Genomic DNA, 24774 nt, shown 5'->3' with positions numbered 1-24774 from the left:
TAGAATTACATAAAACCATAAACAACTGATAACATATACATTAAACCAACTTCATCTTAATTGCACTTAGGTAATTCGTTTTAAATTTCTTTTTTATTAAAACTATTTTGCACAAAAAAAAGGCCAATATACATACTGGCCTTTTTTGTTATTATAATCAATTGAAACTTAAATATATTAAATTTCTGTTTGATTTACACCATCTACAATTCTGTTTCTAAACTCTAAAACATCCGAAGCTTTATAATTTGCACCATTATAATCAAAAGAATAATTAAGTGTTATTTCTCTTGTGTCTGGATTGTAAATAGAACCTCCATCATCTATAATAGCAACAGAACCCGCAATACTTTCTAAAGTAATTGTGTTATCATCCGCTAATATAACGTGCATTTTTTGTGTTCCTCCTCTAAACTCTGCAAGACCATTATAAACAAATGTTTTAGGTGCTGCCATAGTAAATTCTATTTCATCTGTTATAACGCCAGAATATGTTAAAGTTTCTGAACTTGCCCCATCCTCTTTTACAAAGCTACCTTTTTGAATGTATTTACCATACAATTGGTTTATATAAGTAAACGTTATCATGGTAGATTTTAAATTAGATAAAATAGAATCTGCTTTTACAACATTCTCTAATTGAAAACCTAAAGCATATTTATTACCTAAAGACTCGGTGTCTCCAAGAAAATTAATAGAATCTGCTTTTACATATACAAAACCTTGAGAACTACCTGCAGGAATTGTAATCTTGTTATTTGCTGGGTTACCATCTGCATCTACTAATTGATAGTGACTAGTTGGTAAAACTGTTAAACCTGCATCATTTACTAAATCATCTTGTAAAGAAAATGTAATTTCTACATCTTCTGTATTATCTAATCTTCCTCCTAAAACAGCCCCTACACCTATGCGCATTCCTTCGCCCATAATAAAGGTTCTATCTATTTGTTGATAAGGTAAATAAACAGATGTAAAATCAAATTCATTTTCTACAAAATCGTCGTAGGCACAAGATGAAAAACCTAATCCTGCAATTATTACCAACATTAAGAATTGGGTAACAGTTGTTAACTTGCTTTTATTCATAATCTTTGTTTTTAAATTTTTTACCATCCTTGGTTTTGTTTTAAGTTAGAGTTTAATAATAACTCTGAATAAGGTAAAGGTAAGTAGTAATTTTTAGCTTCATACGCTCTTTCCTCTACCATTTTATTTTGGTACGTAAACGTATCATCTGCATTTTTTGTAATACTTACTCCTTCTACATTTTCTGTATTTACAATATCTTTCCATCTTCTTAAATCATGGAATCTTTCTGCTGTAAAACAAAGCTCTATACGTCTTTCATTTTTAACTAATTTTCTAAAGTCATCAGTATTTGCCGCTGTAATATCTAAATAAGGATCGGTATTTAAACCTGCTCTTTTTCTTACTTTAGCTAAAACATCTTTAGCAGAGAAATTAAAACCTGCTGGTACTGCATTTGGCTGACCAAAAGCTTCATTTGCGGCTTCTGCATAAGATAAATAAATATCTGTAAGCCCTAATTGAACATAAATTTTAGGAAGGTTTGTAGTAGCATCTACAGAAGATGGATCGAAATCTAAATTACTTAAAAACTTTTTTAAATAAAACCCTGTTTTAGTTCCTTCATTAGCTATAAAACCACCAAAGTTATCTAACCCTCCTTCATAAATTTCTAAAGGACTGTAATCCGTACATGTTTCAGATTCGAAACATTGGTCTCCATTATAAAATATAAACTTATAAAATCTTTTATCTCTAGAAGCGTACGGTGTCGTTGCATCAAAACCACTCATAGCATCTGTAATTGGATACCCATTTGCATCTGGAAAAGCTGCTATTAAATTCTGTGACGGATTTACTTCTCCTTGACCATATAAAGTTGGAGGGTATAAACGATTTTCTAAACTATTATTTTTTTCACCAGTACGCAACCTCCAAATATGATCTGGATTATTTACGTTACTAAAATTATAAGCCTTTAAATCTTTTAAACCACCGTTTTTAACAATTACTTCTTGTGCATACGTTGCTGCTAACTCCCATTTTGTTATATCGTTAGTTATATTAAAAGCAGGACTTGCTGCCATTAACGCCACTTTAGCCTTTAATGCATACGCTGCTAAACCACTTGCTCTACCAGTTTCTGTTGCGGTTAATCCAAGATCATTACCTGTATAAGTAAGAGGCAGATACTCGATAGCCACCTCTAAATCTTTCATAATTTGAGCTACACATTCATCATAAGTATTTCTTTTTAAAGTAGCATATGCTTCATTTTCTAAAATGCCGTTTACAATAGGAAAACCTAACATCTGTCCGTCTGTTGCAAGACCTCCAAAAGTTTTAAGTAAATCCCATTCTGCCCAAGCTTTTAAAAAGTGCGCTTCACCATAATACCTTCTAATTACATTCTCGTTTCTAACTTCATCTCCTTCTTCCGCAAAAATTGGAAGACCAATATCGTGTACCAATGTTATATATTGGTATACTTGTCTGATGTTATTGTAAGACTGTTGCCATACATAATTATAAGGGTTACTTGTTGGCCCCCAATAACCAGTTGCTAAATTTGTTTCACTAGAATTTAATACTCCATTATCTGTTAAATATTCTACAGAAAAATCTTCAAAATATTTAAATGCATAATCTGTATAAATATCTTCTACTAAACCACGAGAATTTAGTCTCATATCTATAACTTCCTCTTCACTTGTATATTGAATTGGATCTTCTAAGAAATCACTACATCCAAATACAGAAAGTGACAAGGCTAAAATTACTAATATTTTATTATTATTTAATTTCATGTTTTTATATTTTTTAACCATTATCTTTTATTAAAATGTTACAGAAGCTCCTAAAACAAAAGTTCTCATCATAGGGTATTCATAAACACCAGATCTAATATCCTCTGGATCTAAATCTTTCATTTTACTAAATAATGCTAAATTATTACCTCTTAAAAATAATTTAACGTCTTTTAAAGCACCTTTAGATAAGAACGATTTTGGCAATGTATACCCAAGTTCTACATTAGAAATTCTAAAGTAACTTGCATCTAATGTCCAATAATCTGAATTCACATAATTATTTAAGCTCTTACTTGTACTAAGTCTTGGGTTTGCATTACCGTTTGGTAAATCACTATTTACACTTCCAAAATAGCTACCTAAACCATAATGTGTATAATAAGCCATAGAGTTCATGTTCATATCATAACCAGCTACTCCCATACCTACAACATCAAAATTGAATCCTTTATACTCTGCACCTAAACTAATTCCGTAGTTTAATCTTGGAGTACTATTCCCAATACTTCTTTGATCTCTTACATCAATAACATTATCTCCATTTTGATCTACATATTTAACATCACCAATCTGTACAGTACCAAATTGAGGTAAAGCGCTTCCAATATTATCAGCAGTAAAAAGTCCATCACTAATATAACCCATTATATTATCGTCTGCTTGTCCTTGTTGTAATCTATACGTTTCTAAATGTTGAACTTCTGAAATTTTATCTTTCGTAATTTTATTATATCCTGCATTTGCACCTATATAATAATTGAATTCTCCTACTTTATCATTAAACGTAAAGTTTGCATTAAAACCTTTGTTGGTTCTTTCTGTATAGTTTATTTGTGGTAAATAAACATCGTTTCCTAAAGCATCTGCGTATAACTCACCTGCTTTAATAACTTGACCGTTTATTTCTATGTTAAAATAATTAAAATCTAAACTTAATTTTTTAAACATTTTTAATTCGAAACCTACAAACTGTTGATTGTAAACAACCCAATCTAAATCACTATTTCCTACTTGAGATAAACTATACCCATATAAAGCTTGACTTGCAGTATTGTTTCCAAAATAAGCTGTTCCATTATTTTTACCACCTGACCAAGTATCTAGAAAATAATAAGAAGAAGCAGTATATTCTGTACCCACAACACCATACGAAGTTCTAAATTTTAAGTAATCTATAACATCACTATCTTTTAAGAAATTTTCATTAGAGGCTACCCAAGCAACTCCCATAGTAGGAAAAAGCTTTGTTCTATTGCTTCCTATATATTTATTACTACCACTCATATTCATATTTGCGTACATGATATATTTATCTCGTAATGCATACGATCCGTTTAAGTTAAATGTTAGGTTACGTTTATCTGGATTCGATGAATTTGTATTTGGTTCATAATACAACATGTGGTTAAGGTTAAGGTTTAAAACACCTTCTCTTCCTTTTTTTACATAACTAAAATTACCAGCATATGTAAAAATCCTTTGTATTCCACTAGAATTTCTACCAACTGAAAGATCTATAAGTTCTGTTGTATGTAATTTTAATGCTAAAGAATCTTTACCTTGTATATCCTCTAAATATTCTATAGTATTTAATTCTGGTCTGTTATTTGTAAGTAATACTTGAGAATTATTTGTTCTCATCATTAAATAAGTTTGATATTTAAGACCAGGAACATATTCTTTAAAATCAAAATCTAAACCTAAATCAAAAATCATATTCGCAGAATAATCTGTTCTTGAACCTCCGTTTTCTAATTCTGATAATAAGCTATTTCCAAATTGATTACTTACAATATAAGAATCTTCTACCTGTAAAGGAAAAGCATTTGAAGGTGTACTAGAAATTCTATTAAAAGTATCATCTGCTCCTATAACGGGTCTTTTATTTTCTCCAAATTTACCATAAACACTTGCATGAGCTGAAATTAAATCATTCATACGTGTTTTAATTTTAGTTCTAAAAGTAATGTCACGTCCATCTATTTGAGTTCCTACTTTTTCTAAACCTTGCCAATCTGAATATCCTATAAAAGCACTATAAGAAACATCTTCTGTACCTCCATAAATATTTAATGAAGCAAAATTAGAACTAGAAAAATCATTTAAAAAAGTATCTTGATAATCTACATTTGGATATTTAATTGGGTCAGATCCATTTTGATATGCTGCTATAGCATCTGCACTATAAACAGCTGCTAAACCATCATTATTAGCTGCTCTATTAATAACATTTGCATATTCTGAAGCAGATAATAAATTTGGTAATCTTGTAGATTTATTTATTGCTCTTTGGTACCCTACTTCTATAGTTGGTTTACCTGGTTTACCTCCTTTAGTTACTACATAAATAAGTCCGTTATCTCCTAAGTTACCTAAAAGAGAGTTAAACGTAGCATCATTAAGTACCAATACCTCTTCTACTTCTCTTAAATCTACTTGTAATCCTCTTGGTTGACCATCAACCAAAACATAAGGTGTTCCTCCATTTAAAATAAAAGAATACCCTCCGTTATTTCCAGGTGTATTAGAACCTCTTACAATTCTTAAACCAGGTATTCTTCCTCTTAATGCCTCCGCAAGATTATCTCCAGTTGTTTTTCTAAGTTCGTCTCCAGAAATTCTAAAAACAGCCCCTGTTGTTTGACTTAGATTGAAAGTTCCGAATGGAGTTTCAAGTATCTCGTCATTACTTTTTATTTGTAGCGAATCTTGTACAGCTATACTATTTAAGGGGGTGTTTTGAGCAACACCCATATTAATAGCTACTGTATTAATTAAGCAGAAAATAAAAACTTTTAATTCTGTTAAAGTTAGTTTCATCCGTTTTTTATTGTTTTAAGTTATATATATCTATTTCTTATTGAAATAAAATAATTACTATGCCTTTGTTTTTTTATAATTTATCTAGAAAAAATAATTACCAGCCTGTTGTTTGAGTAAATGATGGAGCAACTTCAGATTCTGAACTTGGAATTGGCCACCAATAATGTCTGTCTGTAAATGTTTTTCTTTTATCCGCCTGATCCACATAATCATAACTAAAACCAGTAGGATATATGGAAGATTCTTCTCCTTGCCAACGCATTTCTAAAAACTCTACTTTTTGGTTTTCATCTAAATGTGCCGTTTTCCATCTTCTCATATCTGTATATCGATGCCCTTCATACGCTAACTCAATAGCTCTTTCATTTCTAATACGTTCTCTTAATTTATCTGTAGAACCAGCATAAGTTGCATTTACATTTGGCATACCAACTCTATTTCTAATTTTATTAACCGCATCTAAAGCAGATAAACTTGCTCCTGGAGCTACACCACCTGGGCCATACGCTTCATTAGCAGCTTCTGCATAGTTTAAATAAATTTCAGCCATTCTAAAGATGTTGTTATTTATATGAAAATCGAAATCTCCATTCCATCCACCTCTCCAGTTAAGACCATTAGGTATCCATTTTCTAATACGTAAACCTGTTGTGTTTCTCACTTTCCAAAGCAAAGCTCCTGCAATTGTTGGATCTACTAAATCTAAACCTCTTTTACCTTGTTCATTAACAAAAGCCAAATCTGTAAAACCTGTTTTGTTTACTGCACCTGCACTTGTTGCCTTCCAAGGTACACCATCAAATAAAATATCATTATAAAACCTAGGATCTCTATTTATAAAAGGCTCTTGTGGGTTATACGATGGATCATCTTCTATTGCCAAACCATTTTTAGTTTCATACTTCGCAATAAAATTAGCAGTTGCACCAATATTCATTGGACCACCATTTCCTTTAATAATATCAAAACCAACTGTTAAAGCTAGCCTTGGCTCTGGATGTAAGAATCCACCAGCAGCAATAATTGACTGATTTACCTCCATAAAAATAACTTCGTTTGGTATTACTTTAGAGATACCTGGGCCTACAAAAATACTTCTATAAGGCTTCATTGCTTCTGGTTCTGAAACAAATAAATCTGCTCCATTATGTCCCACATCTAAAGTAGCCGCTGCACTAGCATCTGCAAGCGCATACAAACCATTATTATTAGCAAAATTTATTAAATCTGAAGCGGCAGTTGCAGCATCTATCCATGCTTGCTTATCATTTGTTGTATTTACCAACGGACTTGCCGCAAATAAAGAAGCACGAGATTTTAATGCCATTGCAGCTCCTTTAGTAGGACGCCCCACATTTTCTGACTTCCAACGAATAGGTAATAAGTCTATTGCTAAATTTACATCTTCTATAATATTGGCATAATTACTTGCATACGTTTCTCTTGCTCTATCTAAAGGTTCGTTAAGGTCTAAATTATTTTTTAAGTAAATTAATCCTCCATGACGTTTGGTTAAAAGATGGTAAAAGAAGGCTCTTAAAAAATAAGCTTGCCCCTTAAGACCGTTTATTTCTTCTTCGTTACTATTTGTAATTAAATCCACATTTTCTAGAAAGCTATTTACAATTCTAATCCCTTTCCAAGCCTCATAATATCTAACTACAAAATTTGGAGCTTGACCATTGTTCTTATTCCAGTTCATTAAACTTAAATAATCTCCTTGAGCGTAATAATTATATATTTCTGGGACATTATTATTTAATCTTCCTGGATATCCTTCTCCAGACATTGTCATGTCTGGTAAATAATCTGCAGAATTACCCTTTGCACTTACATCTGTAATTAACTTACCATAAGCTCCGTCTAAAAAGTATTTTGCCGTAAGAATATCACCAAAGACATCTTCTTCTTGCAAACCTTCAAAATCTTGTTCTTTATCTAGATACGCTTCACAACTAAAGAAAAGCGTAACTATTAATAAAACACCTATATATTTATTTATTTTCATAATCGTTAAATTTTTTAAAGACTAATATTAAGTCCAAGATTAAACCTTCTTAAAATAGGATAACTTCCTGGACTATTCCCTTCTGGATCTCCATATATAAAATTGGTAATTGTAAATAAATTACTACCATTTAGATATAATTTTAAATTACTAATGGTTTTAGAATTACTCATATCAAAAGTATACCCTAAATTAAGACTTCTTAATTTAATATAATCTAAATCTACTATTCTAGAAGAATGTACAGAAGATCTATTTGGGTCTGTAGCAGCGTGTAATGCTGGGTATTTAGCATCTGTATTTGTAGGTGTCCAATAATCTAATTGTTCTGTAAGCCCAGAAGCAACACTATTAGGTAATAGATATGCTAAGTTACCATTAATAAGCCCTTTGTGCCCTTCTACTCCATTAATTAAAGCACTTAAAGACCAACCTTTGTATGCAAAATTCATTTTAAGACTATAACTATTTTTAGGCGATTTTGGTAAATCGAACCTTACTTGATCTTCTAAAACACCAGCAGTTATATCTCCGTTTGCATTATAATCTATATATCTATAATCTCCCAAACCAGGATTCCCTGCAATTACAGGATAATTAACCAATTCATCTATGTTTTGGAAAAAACCATCTGCTTGTATTAATGCTTGAGATCCACTTGGTTTTCCTGCAATTTTAGCATACTCTGGAGTACCTACTCCATCAGAAGGGCTTACAAGAATTCTGTTTTCATAAAAACCATAACCACCCGTAATAGAGTATTTTAAGCCATAAGAAGTTGTATTCTTATACGTTAATGAAATATCTACACCATGACTCTCTGATTCTCCAATATTAGCAAAAGGCAATGCTGCATCAGAACCAAAATAACTAGGTACTGTTTGTATTCTATTTATTAAATCGACTCTACTGTCTTTAAAGAAATCTACCTCACCAGATATTTTATTTTTGAATAAACCAAAATCTACCCCAATATTTTGTTTGGTAACAGTTGCCCAACTAAGAGATGTGTTTCCTAACTGAGATACTTCTATACTTGTAATTCTATTGTTTATATCTTCTCCAAACCAATATCTAGAATTTAATCTTTGAGATGCCTTACTTGTACCGTAGTCATAAAAACTTAAATATTGCCAACGATTTGTACCCAAACCAGATTTAGAACCAGATTGTCCGTAAGAATATCTTACCTTAAAGTTGTTAAGTGCAGGGATATTATCTTTTACAAATTTTTCTTTGGCTAAATTAATACCTACTTCTACAGATGGAAAGAATTGAAAACGCTCTCCTGTATAAAAAGTTTCATCTCCATTATAAGCACCACTTACACTAAAAAAGTAACGAGCATCATAATTATAAGTTGCACGCCCAACCCAATCTTCACTATAATAAGGAAATTGCGTATTTGTTATTTTTTTATTTCTACTAAAAAGTGCTAACCCTGTAACATTGTGCAAACCAAAACTTCTATTATAAGCCAATCGTGCATTTACATAAGCAATTTCACTATTCCAATTAACATTTTCATTTCCTACATTATACTCAAGTGGTTCTTGTACATTATCGCCATCTAAACCACTCCATTCTCCATTTCTATCTAAAAAATAAAGATTTGGTCTCCCTAGAAAAAAGGTACTAGCAAAAGTAGTTTTTCTTTGAGAAGTATAGGTACTTATATAATTGTACTTACCTACAAATTTTAATCCTTTGGTTATAAAATCTAATTTTTGATCTAATTCAAAATCTATAGAAAATACTGTTTTTTGAGTATTTGTTGCTCCACTATTATTAATAGTACTATATATATTATCAGCACTAAATCTCTCTTCTACCAGTCCTGGAAATAATGGATCAGGATATTGTTCCATAACCTCTGCTGGATAAATAGAAGGAACACTACCTGGTGCCAAATTATATACTTGTAAAACATCTGGACTTTTACCTCCATTAGTACCACTACCAGCACCATTTCTATCTTCTAAACGACTACTAACACTTGTTTTTAATTGTGTAGTTTTAGAAATTGTAAAATCTAGATTTGCTCTAAATGAATATCTGTCAAAACTATACTCTGGGTTGTAGTTATGATATTTAACTGTTTTAAAAATATCTCCTTCACTTAAATACCCTGCAGATGCATAGTACTTTACAAAATCTGTACCACCACGTACAGAAACTGTTTGATTAAAACTTGATGCTGAATTCCTTAATACAGCATCTGCCCAATTTGTATCTGCATAAATGTATGGTAAATCTCCATCTTTCCAATGCGCTAAATCTGTTGCAGAAGAATATCCTTTATCATAAGCTTTATCGTTTAAAATACCTACATTAAATGCACTTTGAGCATCATAAGCACCCAATACATCTGGTTCTTCACTTAAAGTTTTTACAGTATACTCACTTGTAAAACTTACAATAGGCTTTCCTATTTTACCACGTTTAGTTGTAATAATAACAACTCCGTTTGCACCTCTAATACCATAAACAGCAGTAGCTCCACCATCTTTTAAAATACTTATAGACTCTACATCTCTAGGATCTATATTAGAAAAACCACCCACAATTTCTACTCCATCTACTAAAATTAATGGATCTGAATTACCACGTATAAAAATCTGACCGTCATCGGCTCCTGGTTGCCCAGAAGATTGAACGATATTTACACCAGGTGCAATACCACTTAGGGCATTTGCAATATTTGGAGACCCTGTTTCTAGTAACTCCGCACCTTTAACTTGGCTAATAGAACTTAAAACACTTTCTTTTTTCTGTTGACCATAACCAATAATTACAATTTCAGAAAGACTTTCGGTGTCTTCTTTCATTATAACATTTAAACTAGCTTGTCCGGTAACTTTAATTTCTTGTTCTTTAAAACCTAGGTAAGAAAAAACTAAAGTAGCATTTGGAGATACCTTAACTTGGTATACACCATCAAAATCTGTACTTGTTCCGTTTTGTGTTCCTTTTTCGACCACACTAACTCCTGGTAAAGGTATTCCTCCAGAATCTTTTACAATACCTTTAATTATATCTTGAGAAAAAGAGCCCCAAGAAATGGATATTAATAATAATAATAAATTGAGTTTTTTCATAAATTTAAATTTTCTGAATTAATAGAATATTGAAATCTCACAATCATAATACTTAATGAGTTAATTAATTGTTTTTGATTATTTTTTTGATTGACAATTCTCCTATTTTTTTGATTATAGTGAGTTGTGTTCTCAATCATTCTTCTAATCAGAACAAAATTAACATATTATTAAGAGTAAAATTTCTCATTTAGGGATTCAAAATGTTGCTTTTTGATGTTTTTTTTCGCCAAAACAAAGGGTTTAGCCGTTTTGGCGATTTTTGTTGCAAATTATTATCTAATAATATAAATAACTTTAGGGTTAATTTAACATATAAAAAATGTTAAGAATTTAGAACTCCTTCCCAACCTCTATTTCTAATTTCTTTACCAACTTCACGTAAAACCTTTACATCTTCTGGGTGCATTTCACCTGAAGGTAATGGACCCGTATTTAACAATAAATTTGCTGGATAATCTGCTGCTTTTTTAAGCATTGCAATTACTTCATCTTTATGTTTATGCTTTCCGTCTTGAGATTTTAAATACCCCCAACCTTTACGTTGTAAATGGTCGCAAATTTCTAAAGGTGTTTTTGGTTCTCCTTCATTTCTATATTTGCGTTCGGGTGCTAAAAAGTCTTCTGTACCTGTTAAACCTTGTTTATAAGAAACTAAGGTTTGTGGTTGTTTAGAATGCACCAAATCGTATAATTCTTGTAATTTAAATTTGCTTCTATCTCCAGATGCTGGTGTACCATGACCATCTAACCAAATACCTGCAATTTGAGAATAATTAGTTAATAACTCATCTACTTGGTTGTTCATAAACTCTAAATACTTGTTTAGATCATGCTCTTCGCCGTATTTATAAGCAGGTTCTTTTGTTGCATATTTAGGTCTTGCAGCTCCTCCCCATTTATCATTGTTTGGTGCATGCGGGTGTTGCCAATCTCTACCATGAGAATAGTATAAGAAAAATGCCAATCCTTTTTTGTTACATTGTTCAGAAAGTTCCGCGACTAAATCTCTTTTTGCTGGAGAGTTTGTACTTTTAAAATCGCTGTATTTTGTATCCCACAAACAAAAACTATCATGATGACGTGTAGTTAAATTGATATATTTCATTCCAGACTCTAATGCCAAATCTGTAATAAAATCTGCATCAAATTTTTCTGCTGTAAATTGGTCTTTTAATTTTGCGTATTCGGCAACATGAATTTTTTCATTATACTGTACCCATTCATGTCTTCCTAAAAGAGAATACAAACCATAATGAATAAACATACCATATTTAGCATCTTTAAACCAATCTATAGACGCTTTACGCGGATCGGTTGCATATGTATCTTTATAATCATTTAAATAAAGAGGCACATTATTATTAGTATTTGTAATTAACCCCTTACAGCCTGTCATTAAAAATGTACTTGCTGCTCCTAATGCAGAAAGTTGCATAAATTTTCTTCTATCTATCATGAGAAATATGTTTTAGTGATTTGTTTTTTTAACCTTTTTTAAGTCTACTCCTTTAAAATATTTGTCTAAAGTATATTTTGGTTGTTTTTTATCTGGTACTTGTTTTAATTTTGTGTAATCATACTCCATTGGTAAAATCTTTTCTGGAGACATGTTTGCAGTATCATCTGTAGTTTTATACCAATCTTCCATTAGGTTAGATAACTCAGCAATTTTAGCTTTGTATTCTGGTTTGTCTGCTAGATTGTTAATTTCTATAGAATCTTTTTTCAAATTGAATAATTGTTGGTAATTCTGATTTGGGTATTTAATTAATTTCCATTCATCTGTTCTAACAGCTCTTACTGTATTTCTGTAAACGGTATATAAAGATTTACGAGTTTCCATTTCTTTTCCTTTTAATAAAGGAGCAAATGTTTGTCCGTCTGTAGTAGTTGGTTTTGGTAATTCACATAAATCTGATAATGTTGGAAAAATATCAAACAAATAAAGCAATGCATCACTTTTTTCATTTTTAGTAATTCCTGGTCCACTAATAATTAAAGGCACTTTTGTACTGTGTTCATACAAGTTTTGTTTTCCTAATAAACCATGACTTCCTAAACCTAATCCGTTATCCGAAGCAAAAACAATAATGGTATTATCAAATAAATTTTGATCTTTTAACGTTTGAATAATATCTCCAATACGATTATCCATATGACTTATTAACGCATAATAATCTGCAAGAGATTCTCTTATTAATTCTGGAGTTCTTGGCCAAGGACCTAGCGTTTCATCTCTAATATTCATATTATCAAACTTAAAAGGATGCCATCCTTTAAAGTTTCCTGGTAATGGAATTGCTTCTTCTTTATACATTCCTATATAATCTTCTCTTGGAGATCTAGGGTCGTGAGGCGCATTAAAAGCTACATAACAGAAAAATGGTTTTTCTGTACCTTCTTTCGCATAATTATTTAAGTAATCAATTGCAGAATCTGCAAAAATATCTGTTGTAAATCCTTTTTTTACAGGTTTTGTTAATTTACCATTAGCATCTAAATCTCTAACAGGAGCACTAAAATAATCTGTCATCCCCATAGTCATTACATTTTTACCTTTATCAAAACTGGCTTCAAAAGCAGAAGGCTCATTATGCCATTTACCGGTACCAAAAGATTCATAACCATAACGCTTAAAATACATAGGCATCGTAGTAACTCCTTTTAATTTCTCATACACATGAAAAAGACTTTTACCACTCATTAACATCGCTCTACTAGGTGCACAAATTGCTCCTTGATTTCCTCCCATAACATACGTGTTTTTAAAACGCGTACCCGTTTCTGCAAGTTTATCAATGTTAGGTGTACTTATATAACCGTTACCACTAGCTCCGTAGGCATCTGCCCTTTGATCATCAGAAAAAATAAATAGAATGTTAGGTTTTTTAACCTCCTTTTTCTGGCTATGACTTGTTGCGCAACTACTTAAACTAAAAATAGTTGCTAAGATTAAAGATTTAATTATGTAATTTTTCATTTTATATATGATGATTTAATTTTTAAATTTATCCGTTCTAAATGGTCTTGCTGGTAAGCCTATCTTATTTACAAGGTTTACCATTGGTTTTGCCGCAAAAGCATAACGTACATGTACAGGAACATCCACTCCTTTTGCTTTAATAATTACTTTTTTTCCTTTGATGACTGCTTCCGCTTGATGCCACTTTTCATTTTTATCTGAAACCCAAAAACCTTTTGGAGAAGATCCATCTTTCGTTTTTAATCCTTTAGCATCAGAAAATTTAATACTGATTTCATTTTTACGAACCTTATAACTTTTAAATTTTGGTCCATCAACCAACCCTTTTTTATGTAAAGTCGCTTTTTCTGCTAAAAGCGAAATTCTTTTTCCAACTGGTAATTTGTCCGTTGGATGAATATTAAAAGCTTCTCCTAAATCTATAGTAGTAACTACTTGTACATTTTTAATTTTATCAAAAGAATATTGAGATTCACGCATCCAAGCCCAAGAGTCTTCTGTAGGATTTTCTGCATCAAAACGAGGTTTTTTATTTTTTTTACCAATATATCCCGGAAGTGCTACTACAATAAATTCTAAAGAAGGTTGTTTCCATTGAGTTCTTAAATAATCTACCCAAAAAGGAAATGTTTTACGATATTGTAACATGTCTTCTTTAGATTTTGCATTTGCCTCTCCTTGATACCATACAATACCTCTGCATGAATATGAAATTAAAGGATGCATCATGGCATTGTAAATAACATTTGGTTGTGTTCTTAAAAAAATATCATCTTTTCTTTGTCTTTTTTCTTTAGAGCTTAAAATTGATTTTATACGTTGCTGTTTTGTCTCATTTGCATCAAAAGTTTCCATCATTGTTTTAAAATGCGGCAACTCTTTTATTATATCTTTAGGCAACCAACCTTCTAGAGAAGAACTACCCCATGCTGCTAAAATAATACCAACTGGCACATCTGCGTTTTTTTGTAAGAAATAAGAAAACGTCATTGCCGTCGCACTCGATGGGTTTTTTAAAGCCCAAACTCCATTTTGTATATTTTCTTCCTTTGAAAACGAAACCGTTCTTGGAACCTCAAAAGTTCGAATATTTTTTGCAAGAGCATCTAATTTGTGAACTTCAGGAATGTTTGCGTGTGGCACTACCATGTTAGATTGCCCAGCACAAACCCAAACTTCACCAATCAAAATATCTGTAAAATTGATCGATTCTTCACCGGAAGTTACTTCAAATTTATATGGTCCGCCAGCTTTAAATTTTGGTAATGTTGTTTTCCATGCTCCAGATTCGTCTGCATAAACAGTTACTATTTTATTTTTTAATTGAATACTTACTAAGCTATTTGGTAAAGATTTCCCCCAAACCTGAATAGGCATATTCCTCTGCAATACCATGTGCTCTTGAAAAAGCGAGCCTAATTTTAGGTCGTTTGAAAATAAGGTACCTATTGAAAATAAAAGAATACATAAAACGAAAGGTCTTTTAAAAAAATTTTTAAATCTCATTTGTAATACATTTTTTACTATCCATATTACCTACGGACATGGGTTTCCTTACAAATGTATCAATTATAGCATTCTTAATAGATCCTATAAATATCAATTAGGGGTAACAAATGTTGCAGTATTTAAAATAACGATATTTATTTTGAAGCTTAGAAGTATATATCGTCTAATGCTAGATAAAAGACTTATTAGTGCAATAAAAAGAGGTTGTCTAGAAAGCCTTTTTTTATCAATCTGAATTTATTTCAGATTCTTATGAAGTCTAAACTTCAGTAAGTTGAGATACTGAAACGAGTTCAGTATGACAAGATTTAATCCTTTTTAGATAACCTCTTTTACATTTGCTTATATCAAAATAAACAAAAGTTTTATTACTCCTTTAAAAATTTACTTTATCAGAATTTCATCAATTAAAACCTCATCATTTCCTAAAGACTCAATCAAGATTGTGTTTGCTCCACGGCCAATCTTAATCGGAATTTTAACCGTTTTCCAGTTATTACCAGAATGCTGCGTATTAGATAATAAAACCTCTTTACGAACAACTTTATCACTTACAATTACTTTTATGTAAGCTCCAGATTTATCTTTAATTTTGGTGCTATAACGAATCGTTAATTCTGCATTACCTGCACTTCCATCATTTTCTTGATACCAAGAAATAGAAGCTCCTTTTTTAGCAAGACTTACAAAACCTTTTCCGTTAAAGTTTTTTCCTTTTAATGAAACTGTTGCATTCACTAACGTTGCTTCTTCTGCTTGTTCACCAATTTGCCCTAAATTCTCTAAAGTTTCATTCCAAGTGAAACCTTCACCTTTTCCGAATTTCTCTTCTAAAATTTGTGTCTCTTTTCCATCAACAACAATTAATGCTTTTACGGTTGTTTCCATTTCTATATCAAAAGCACCATTGTAAACGGTAGAGTTTGTTGTTGGTATGTCTCCGTTTGTAGTATAATACACTTCAATTTTAGGGTTGATTTTATTTCCTCTTAAATTGATCATTTCTGTATCGATACTTACTTTATTAGAAGTGATTAATTTTTTCTCTCCTAAAATACAACTTGCTAATAAATTAACAGCTCCTTTTTCATCAGTCGCAGAAATATACGCACGTGTTAATCCGTAAAATGCTACTCTATGATTTGGTCCAACATGTTGTTCTACATCTACAGGACTTCCATTATCTAGTGCTTTTATTTTTCCTCCACCAAACACATTAAAATAAGTTCTATTTTCTCCATACGGATAAAACTCTCCTTTATCATCTGTAGTTGTTACACGTACTTGAACAATATCATCTAAACTATTTTGTAACGCTTCTCCGTCTACAGATAATTTAATTTTAGAAGGTTGATCTGCAGTTCTAATAATTTTCTCTGAAACTACTTTACCATCTTTATACCCAACTGCTTTTAATGTTCCTGGTTGCCATTTTACCATCCATTGGCATTGCATTTCATCCCATGCGGTTCCTGGTTTTTGTTTTCCTAAAGAAACATCATTAAAAAACAATTCTACTTCTTCTGTATTTGAATATACCCAAACCGGAATTTCAGTATCTAACGCTACTTTTGGATGTGTCCAATGTGGTAAAATATGAACCATTGGTTTTGTTGTCCATTGACTTTGATATAAGTAAAACAAGTCTTTTTCAAAATTTGCTAAATCAATTGCTCCTCCCATAAAAGCTTTAAAAGGCCAACCACCATGCACGTAACCAGCTTCTCCAATATAATCGTAACCTGTCCATCTAAAAGAACCAGCATAAGCAGGAACATCACGTAATTGCTCAATACTTAATCTAGATGAAACACGAACCGTTGCATTATCATAACTAGAATTAAAAATTTGTTTTCTGTTTTTTCTTCCAGCTTCTGGAATCCAATCGTGAGTAAAAACTTCTTTTTCAGTTAAATCAGGAATTTCGTAGGTGTTATTTCTATTTGGAAATCCATCTCTATACCAAGTTTTAGTTCTGTAATACCCTCTAACTTGCCAAGTATGTGTGTTTTCTGTACCTATAAAAACTCTATCCTTCGGATTTTTTGCCAGATTTTCCATAAATCCTTTCTTTTCACTTCCTCCATTAATTCCTAAAACATTCATGTGATCTGAACCAGAGTGACCAGAAGTTACAGGTCTTGTAGGATCTAAAAGATTACAAGTTGCTACTAAATCTTTAGCAATTGGACCACCAGTTTCATTACCAACACTGTAAATAACTATTGAAGGATGGTTTCTATCACGCTTAATCCAATCTGTTAAATCTTGTTTCCACCATTCATCAAAATGATGCGCGCCGTAATCGTTTTTGGCTTTCTTTTTCCAACCATCAAAAATTTCGTCCATCACCATCATTCCTACTTCATCACAAATGTCATAAAATTCTGGTGTTTGTGGGTTGTGCGAAGTTCTAATAGCATTTACTCCCATATCTTTTAACTGCTGTACTCTAAACTTTAAAATTTTATAAGGTACTGCAGCTCCTAAAGCTCCTGCGTCTTGGTGATTACAAACTCCTTGTAATTTTACGTTTTTACCGTTAATCCACATTCCAGACTCCGCAATCCACTCAATATCTCTAACACCAAATTTAGTTTCTACAACATCAACAACCTTATTACCAATAAGTAACTCCGTTTTTAAAGTGTATAAATAAGGCGATTCTACAGACCATAAGTTTGGATTTTTAATGCTTAACTCCGTTTTTACAAGTCCTTCTTTTTCTAGTTTGATTTTATCTTTATCACAAGCAACCTCAACACCATTTTTATCAATAATAGAAGTTATTAACGTTACTTTGCCTTCATTTTCTTTGGTGAATAATTCTGTTTCTACAAAAACTTTATCACCTTCTGTTCTAAGAAAAATCCCATCTCTTTTAACATGAGTATTGTTTTTAATATCAATCCAAGTATGTGCATAAATTCCGCTACCTGTATACCAACGTGCAGCAGGTTGTTTGTCATTATCTACACGAACTGCAAACGTAATAGTTTCTGATGTTTTAGCAATCTCGCTAACATCATAGGCAAAAGAAACCCAACCATAAGGTCTAGTTCCTAATTCTTGTCCGTTTGCATAAACTGTACTATTCATAAAAACACCATCGAAAGCAATTTCTACGTGTTTTCCTTTCCAATTCTCTGGTACTGTAATGGTTTTTCTATACCAACCAAAACCTGCTGGTAAATAACCTGCTCCAGCTCCCATTGGATTGTTTTCACTATATTCTCCTTCTATACTCCAATCGTGTGGTAAATTTAAAGTTCTCCAAGAGGCATCATTAAAGGTAACTTTTTCTGCTCCTGTAATGTCTTGTTGAATAAATTTCCAATTGCTATCAAAACTAAGTCGCTGTACAATTTTATCTTTAGGGTTTTTATCGGTTGAAAAACCAGAGAATATAAAACTAAAAACAAAAAGGATTATTAAATTTTTTATACGCATATCTTTTAAATTTTAAATGTAGTTAAGCATATTTATAATATAAAAATGAGGCTACCTAAAAAGCTGTTTTGTCAATCTGAATTTATTTCAGATTCTTATGAAGTTTAAACCTCAATAAGTTGAGATACTGAAACAAGTTCAGTATGACAAGATTTAATCCTTTTTAGACAACCTCATTATAAAATTACTTTTATTACTTGATAGCTTCTATGGTGTAGCTATAACTTAAATTACCAGCATTAATTTGGTATTGTTTGTGAGGCATTCTACCCCAACTTGTATCTCCACCAACACCCATTTGACCGTAATCTATATTGATGTTTACTAAATCTCTTTGTTTAATATCTGTAGTATGACGTTGTGTTTTTTCATCTCCTGCATCAAAATCTTCATTATATTGATGGTGTGCACTAAAAGAAATTAAATCTGTAGCCGTTACTTTTATTCCTGTTCCAGATTCGTTTTTAAATGTTACCCAACGTGTGTCTGTTTTGTACCCATTTTCTTGCGGACGAATATAAGCGAAATATAAATCTTTTACAGAAGCCTCATAAACACCTACTAAAGCAGCTGTTTTACGATCTTGGTAATTCTCAAAAGGACCTCTACCAAACCACTCTACATTATTAAACTCGTTTTTAACTACAAAATTGTTTCCGAATCTTGGTAAAACTGGTAATTCTGTATTGATTTCTGAAAGCGTAGTGTTTACTAAAATTTTACCCGCTGCATCAATCGTATAATCAATAACTAATTTTCCTTTTACAGGACTTAATGCATACGTTGCAGATACCAAAATAGTATTATCAGCAGTTGTTTTACTGTCTATAGATGTTAAAGATTGGTTGTTAGAAGCTTCTTTCCAAACACCCATTTTTTTACCCATTTTAAAACCGTAATCGTTATCTGTAGTTGGTCTCCAGAAATTAGCTTTAATTCCTTTTAACAATACATTACCGTTTCCATAATCTAAGGTAGTTAACTCACCGTTTTCTTTACTAAAAGCCAAGTTGAATCCGTTACCTGTAACTTTAATAGAAGTTGCATCTGCATCTGCTTTTAAAGAACCATCATTTTTAGCTAAAACAGTTTTAGTTTTAGGGCTTGTAAGTGCAAATTGCTCATACGCTGCTTCATGACCTGCTGGCAATAAACCTGTAGCAGTTTTAGTTTTAGCATATACATTTACATGGTATTCTGCAATTGCATCGTCTAATTTAGGTAAATCGATTTTTACTTTTTTAGTAGTGTAAGGAGCAATATCTAAAACTGGCAATGCACCATTTGCTACTTCTTCTCCATTTTTAAGTAAAGTCCAAGAGAAATCTAACGTATTTAAGTTTGTAAAATCATAAATATTTTTGATTTCGATTTCTCCTTTTTTAATATTTACTTCTTTAAACTTAATGTATTGGTATACTTTTTTAACTTCATATAAAGCAGGATGTGCTGTTCTATCTGGATTTACAATTCCGTTTAAACAGAAGTTTTTATCGTTATGTAAGTGACCAGCACCTAAATCTCCACCATACGCCCAAAACTCTTCGCCTTCTTCATTTTTAGTTAAAATTCCTTGGTCTACCCAATCCCAGATAAAACCACCTTGCATAATATCATACTTTTCAATAACATCCCAATAGTCTTGTAAATTACCTACACTATTACCCATTGCGTGTGCATATTCACACTGAATTAATGGACGTGTTGGGTTACCTTCTGCATATTGTACCATTCTATCAATTGTCCAATACATTGGCGCTTGAATATCTGTATTAGAATACTGCGTAGCTCCTTCATATTGTGTAGGTCTGGTATTGTCTTGCTCTTTTAAATAATTATAAGTTGCAACAAAGTTTTCACCATTTCCTGCTTCATTTCCTAAAGACCAAGTTATAATTGAAGGGTAATTTTTATCACGCTCAAACATTCTAATTGTTCTGTCCATGTGCGCTCCTTTCCATTGTGGTAAATATGCTGGATGCACTGCCTGATCTTTCTTATTGTTATTTAAACCTTGGTTGGTAGTACCCATACCATGCGTTTCAATATTTGCTTCATCAATTACATAAAAACCGTGTTTGTCTGCCAATCTATAAAAGTGTGGGTTTTTAGGATAATGACTACAACGTATTGCGTTTAAGTTATTTTCTTTCATCACTTTCATATCTAACAAGGTTAAATCTTCCGAAATAACGTGTCCTTCTGTATCACTATGATCGTGTAAGTTTGCCCCTTTTAATAATACTGGCATTCCGTTTACTAAAAACTGCATGTTTTTAATAGCAATGTTTCTAAACCCTACTTTTATAGCAGTAGATTCTCCGTTTACACTTAGTAAAAGTGTGTATAAATTAGGGTGTTCTGCGTTCCAAGTTTTTACATTAGGAATATTTTTTGCAAAATCAACAACGTTTCTTCCTTTTGCTAATTGTACGTTTTTAGTAGCTGCATAAATTTCTTTATCACCATCTAATAATTGTACTTTTACTTCTTGCTGAGTTGCCTCTGCAGTATTGTTATCAACTTTTAAATCTACTTTAAAAATACCATCTTTAAAATTTTTTTCTAAATCAGACGTTACTCTAAAATCTCTTAAAGTTACTTTATTAGCAGCGTACACATATACGTCACGCTCAATACCGCTTAATCTCCAGAAATCTTGATCTTCCATATAACTAGCATCAGACCAACGTAAAACCTGAACAGCTAAGTCGTTTTTTCCTTTTTTAACAAAATCTGTTATTTTATATTCAGCAGCAGTTTTACTACCTTCATTATAACCCACTTTTTGTCCGTTTAACCAAATGTACATAGCACCACTTACACCTTCAAAATGTAAGTAAATGTCTTTTCCATCCCAGTCTTCAGAAACTTCAAATTCCTTTTTATAACTTCCGTTGTTATTTAAGTTATGAGGAATATAAGGTGGATTTGGAGGAAACATATACGTTCTGTTTGTATAAATAGGGATTCCATGTCCTTTTAATTCCCAATTAGATGGTACTTCGATATCATCCCAATTAGAAATATCAAAACCTGCTTTATAAAAATCTGTTGGTCTTGCTTGTACACTATCTGCATAGTAAAATTTCCAAGTTCCGCTTAAAGATTTATATAAAGATGAATTTTTCCAGCTTTCATTTTTTAAAGCAGCTGCATCATCTGCATACTTATAAAAAGAAGCTGTTGGCTCTTCTCTATTTATTTGATAAATTTCTGGATTTTCCCATTCTGGATTTTCCCATTTATCAGCTACATAAATAGGTTTCGTGTCGCCCTTATCACATGAAGTGAAAGTAGCAACTAAGGCAATAATGATTAATAAAGATTTTTTCATTTTGATAGATAATTAAGTGATGGTTTAATTTTTACTGATAAACTGATTTACAATGGCACTTTCAATTTGCTTACCACCTTTTACAACAAAGGCTTTTATAGCGTATTTTGAATTTACTTTTACTTTTGAATTAGGAATAAAAACATGAAAAGATTTATTCCTTTCTGCGTCTGGGATTCCTAAAATTTTAATATGCTCTACATTTAAGTAAGAAACATTGTTAATAATTGCTCCGAAAGAATCTTCTGGTTTTAATTTTAATTGATTTAAAACTACTTTAACCAAATACCCTTCTTTTTGAGTTTCTACAACTTGAATTTTAACCTGATTATTTTTTTCTTTTGAAAAAGCGGTAGCAATATTAGGATGAAAATTACTCTCACCAACTTCTGTTTCTGCTTTAACCGTATAATAATATTGTGTATTCTCTTTAATAGAAGCATCTACATAAACAGTATCTTTTATACCACTTGCAACTTTTGTAAATTCATGTAATTCTGTACCTCTATATATATTATAAGAAGTGTTTGACAATACTTTAGCTTGTGGATGCCATTTTACTTCAATTGAATTTGATGCACTATGTATTGCAGATACATTTCTAGGACTATATGGCACTCTAGACGAAACAAATACTTTTTCTTTTTCTGAAGAAATACTTTTACCCAAACCATTGTATGCGGTAACTGTAAATTGATAATTTGTATTATCTTTTAAATCTTCTATTCTATATCCAAAAACATTGTCTGTATCTATTTCAATACTTTTATTGTTTGCATCAACATAGTTAATTAAATAACTCGTTGCATTTGGAACACTTCTCCAGAATAAAGTGACACTATTATCTCTTCTTGAAACTTTAAAAACTTCAGGTTTAATAGGTAATTGATATGTTACAGAAACTGTGTTAGATAGCTCACTAATTTTTTCATCATTCTGTGCTTCAACACTAAAAAAGTATTTTTTCTTCGGATGTAATCCGTTCACTAAAAAAGTATTTGTAGCAGATACATTAATTGTTTCACTTAAGTTTGAAGCATCCGTACCATAATGAATTTTATAGGATTTCGCTTTTGCAATAGCGCCCCATTTTAATAAAACACCTTCTTTTTCTACGGTAGCTTTATAAATGGTTGGTTGCTCTAATTTGTAAGAATCTGTTTTCCATTTTAAAACAGATAAACTAAAAGGTTTTACAGATAGAATTCCGTTTTTAATTTGAGTTTCTTTAATTTCTGTATCTCTTGTATTTAGAGAATCTGCTGCAATATAAGTCACCGATAAATTGTCTTTCAACAACTTTTCATCAATATTAATTTGATATTGATTTGCAACAGCACTTCTATTACTTACCACTAAATAATTATAGCCGTTACTCCCTTTATATCCTTGCGCAAACATTCCGTTTACTTTTGTATTCTTTAAACCATCAACTTGTACATTGTTGGCAATTTCTACATGATATAAGTATTCTGAATTATTAACAGCTTCATTATAAATTTTATAAGCTTTACCTTCTAAATCTCTTCGGATACCTGTTAAAACCGTATCTGTTTCAATTTTCAACTTATTTTCGAATGCATTTTCTACTACATTCCCCATTCCTTTACCTGGGTAATATTTGTTACTTACCTCATGCGCACCTACATATTGTGTATTTGTATGTGCTAATTGACGCATTACATATTCAATATTATAAATACTAGAATAAATACCATTTAAAGGTTTGTTCCAAACACCAAATTCTGTAATTACCATTGGCACATCTTTCCAAGTATAATCTTCAATTTCTGACATTGCATTACTAGAAGTTGCTTCTAATAATTTGGTATTTGCACGTTTGTAAGCTTGTTCTTGCGTATCTTTTTTCCCTGTATGTGGCGCATAAGAATGTTTAGAAAAAACGTTCCAATATACTCCATGTTCTTTTTGATATTGGTTAATCTCTTTCATAAAAGTCCAAACGCCATCCCAAGTATAATTAAGGGTTAATTGCGCATCCGGAAAAATTTGTTGAATAGCTTCTGCATAAGGTTTCATTTTAGCAGCATAGTCAAAACCATCATTCCACCAAAATCTATTTCTGTTTGGAACGTAAAAATAAGGTTCGTTACAAAATTGCCAAACAGCTACTTCTATATTGTTATTTTTACAGAAACGAGCCAATTCTAAAATCATTTCTGGCGACTCTGTAAATGCATTTACAGTAATAATTAATTTACCGTTTACTTCACTTAAAAGTTCATATAAATCGACAACTCTGTGTGGTCCTTTTACCTTTACATATCTAAACCCTTTTAAAAATGGTTTTTCATGATCTAACATAGAAATGTAATCTAAATCATACTGACCTGTTGCACTACTAAAAGCATCGCCCATAGTACCCGAAAAAAAACGCAACCAACCTGGTTTTAATTCTTTTACAGATTGTACAAAATCTGGATGTGTATAACTCCAAATTTTGTCTGCTATACGAACATTAAAGCCACTTGCTCCTTTTTTTATAGCATGCCCATTATTGGTAGTAATATTTATCTTTTTTAAATCTTGCCCCAAAATAGTGTGCACAAAAAGAATGCTAAATAATGTAATAAAAAAGGTGTTTTTTAAAATCATAAACAGAAAGAAGAATTAATTTTTATCTATTTAAAAATATTCTTGTAGTTAGAAACAAAGAATTTCTAACTACAAGTAAAATTTTATTATTTTATTTTAAGCTTCTC

At 31.4% G+C, this 24774-nt stretch carries 11 protein-coding genes; all 11 read right to left on the bottom strand.

What is annotated here, in order from left to right; genetic code table 11:
- Positions 1–177: 177 nt before the first annotated feature.
- Entirely contained in the window at positions 178–1089 is a 912-nt protein-coding gene (locus tag WHD08_RS12160; RefSeq protein WP_208890639.1) for a DUF1735 domain-containing protein, read from the bottom strand.
- Positions 1090–1109: 20 nt separating this feature from the next.
- Entirely contained in the window at positions 1110–2837 is a 1728-nt protein-coding gene (locus WHD08_RS12155; protein WP_208890640.1) for a RagB/SusD family nutrient uptake outer membrane protein, read from the bottom strand.
- Between the two features lie 30 nt (positions 2838–2867).
- On the bottom strand, positions 2868–5660 hold the full coding sequence (locus tag WHD08_RS12150) for a SusC/RagA family TonB-linked outer membrane protein (RefSeq protein ID WP_208890641.1): 2793 nt from the start codon (positions 5658–5660) through the stop codon (positions 2868–2870).
- A 97-nt stretch (positions 5661–5757) separates the two neighbouring features.
- Complete coding sequence (locus WHD08_RS12145; protein WP_208890642.1) at positions 5758–7671, bottom strand: RagB/SusD family nutrient uptake outer membrane protein; 1914 nt, start codon at positions 7669–7671, stop codon at positions 5758–5760.
- Between the two features lie 14 nt (positions 7672–7685).
- Positions 7686–10769 (bottom strand): SusC/RagA family TonB-linked outer membrane protein, encoded by a 3084-nt coding sequence (locus WHD08_RS12140; protein WP_208890643.1) that lies wholly within the window; start codon positions 10767–10769, stop codon positions 7686–7688.
- A gap of 325 nt (positions 10770–11094) precedes the next feature.
- Positions 11095–12228 (bottom strand): alpha-L-fucosidase, encoded by a 1134-nt coding sequence (locus tag WHD08_RS12135; RefSeq protein ID WP_208890644.1) that lies wholly within the window; start codon positions 12226–12228, stop codon positions 11095–11097.
- Positions 12229–12240: 12 nt separating this feature from the next.
- Entirely contained in the window at positions 12241–13752 is a 1512-nt protein-coding gene (locus tag WHD08_RS12130) for a sulfatase-like hydrolase/transferase (RefSeq protein ID WP_208890645.1), read from the bottom strand.
- 15 nt (positions 13753–13767) lie between these two features.
- Positions 13768–15261: a sialate O-acetylesterase gene (locus WHD08_RS12125; protein WP_165731326.1), complete on the bottom strand. Its 1494-nt coding sequence runs from the start codon at positions 15259–15261 to the stop codon at positions 13768–13770.
- Positions 15262–15648: 387 nt separating this feature from the next.
- Positions 15649–18714 (bottom strand): glycoside hydrolase family 2 TIM barrel-domain containing protein, encoded by a 3066-nt coding sequence (locus tag WHD08_RS12120; protein WP_208890646.1) that lies wholly within the window; start codon positions 18712–18714, stop codon positions 15649–15651.
- Positions 18715–18907: 193 nt separating this feature from the next.
- Positions 18908–22051, bottom strand: a complete 3144-nt coding sequence (locus WHD08_RS12115; RefSeq protein WP_208890647.1) for a glycoside hydrolase family 2 TIM barrel-domain containing protein — start codon at positions 22049–22051, stop codon at positions 18908–18910.
- 24 nt (positions 22052–22075) lie between these two features.
- Complete coding sequence (locus WHD08_RS12110) at positions 22076–24667, bottom strand: fibronectin type III domain-containing protein (protein ID WP_208890648.1); 2592 nt, start codon at positions 24665–24667, stop codon at positions 22076–22078.
- Positions 24668–24774 lie beyond the last annotated feature (107 nt).

Origin of the sequence: Polaribacter sejongensis (assembly GCF_038024065.1) — a bacterium.
Classification (GTDB): Bacteria; Bacteroidota; Bacteroidia; order Flavobacteriales; family Flavobacteriaceae; genus Polaribacter; species Polaribacter sejongensis.
This window is presented reverse-complemented; position numbering and strand designations above follow the sequence as displayed.

What these genes read in the sequence shown, in the direction of transcription:
- WHD08_RS12135 (WP_208890644.1), bottom strand. Translation starts at nt 12,228, where the DNA reads ATGATAGATAGAAGAAAATTTATGCAACTTTCTGCATTAGGAGCAGCA.
- WHD08_RS12140 (WP_208890643.1), bottom strand. Translation starts at nt 10,769, where the DNA reads ATGAAAAAACTCAATTTATTATTATTATTAATATCCATTTCTTGGGGC.
- WHD08_RS12160 (WP_208890639.1), bottom strand. Translation starts at nt 1,089, where the DNA reads ATGAATAAAAGCAAGTTAACAACTGTTACCCAATTCTTAATGTTGGTA.
- WHD08_RS12115 (WP_208890647.1), bottom strand. Translation starts at nt 22,051, where the DNA reads ATGAAAAAATCTTTATTAATCATTATTGCCTTAGTTGCTACTTTCACT.
- WHD08_RS12110 (WP_208890648.1), bottom strand. Translation starts at nt 24,667, where the DNA reads ATGATTTTAAAAAACACCTTTTTTATTACATTATTTAGCATTCTTTTT.
- WHD08_RS12145 (WP_208890642.1), bottom strand. Translation starts at nt 7,671, where the DNA reads ATGAAAATAAATAAATATATAGGTGTTTTATTAATAGTTACGCTTTTC.
- WHD08_RS12125 (WP_165731326.1), bottom strand. Translation starts at nt 15,261, where the DNA reads ATGAGATTTAAAAATTTTTTTAAAAGACCTTTCGTTTTATGTATTCTT.
- WHD08_RS12120 (WP_208890646.1), bottom strand. Translation starts at nt 18,714, where the DNA reads ATGCGTATAAAAAATTTAATAATCCTTTTTGTTTTTAGTTTTATATTC.
- WHD08_RS12155 (WP_208890640.1), bottom strand. Translation starts at nt 2,837, where the DNA reads ATGAAATTAAATAATAATAAAATATTAGTAATTTTAGCCTTGTCACTT.
- WHD08_RS12150 (WP_208890641.1), bottom strand. Translation starts at nt 5,660, where the DNA reads ATGAAACTAACTTTAACAGAATTAAAAGTTTTTATTTTCTGCTTAATT.
- WHD08_RS12130 (WP_208890645.1), bottom strand. Translation starts at nt 13,752, where the DNA reads ATGAAAAATTACATAATTAAATCTTTAATCTTAGCAACTATTTTTAGT.